This window comes from Natrinema soli, from assembly GCF_028618695.1.
The window spans coordinates 1-589 of sequence record NZ_JAQIVI010000696.1 but is presented as its reverse complement, the minus strand read 5'-3'; the positions used below and the strand labels follow the sequence as shown (position 1 = coordinate 589).

Sequence of the window (589 nt, the reverse complement as noted above, 5' to 3'; positions counted from 1 at the left end):
AGGCCGCGCCGACCACGTTGGCGGCGTGAGCGTTGAACCCCAGGCTGCCCGCTTTGGCGCTGCCGATCAGGTTCTTGCGGGTGTTGGCCTCGGCGATGGCGTCGGCGGTGGTGTGGAGCCGTTCCTCGACGAGTTCGCCGGGGACGACGACGTCGGCGGTCACGGAGCGGCCCCGGCCCTCGACGGCGTTAATGGCGGCGGGTTTCTTGTCCGAGCAGAGGTTTCCCGAGAGCGCGACGAGCGATGCGGGCGTCTCGCTCTCGACGACTTCGCAGGCCTCGCCGGTGGCGATCGTGGCCATGTTCATTCCCATCGCGTCCTTGGTGTCGTAGGCGAAGCGCAGGAAGACCGAGTCGCCGACGACGTAGGGCTCGATATCGAGCAGTTCGCCGTGGCTCGTCGTGGATTCGGCGGCTTCCCGAAGGACCTCGAAATTGGCCTCGACCCACTCGACGGTTTCGGCGGCCTCGGCGACACCCGTCACGCGAAAGACCGGGGCGCGGGTCATGCCGTTTTTCGTGACGCGCGCGTCGGCCCCGCCGGCGGAGCGGATCACGCCCAGCCCGCGGTTGACCGACGCCAGCAGCGC

Annotated in this window: 1 pseudogene; it reads right to left on the bottom strand. The window is 69.1% G+C overall.

The features are described 5' to 3' along the window. Positions 1 to 589, bottom strand: a pseudogene (locus PGX04_RS30300) (3-hydroxy-3-methylglutaryl-CoA reductase); the annotation flags it as partial.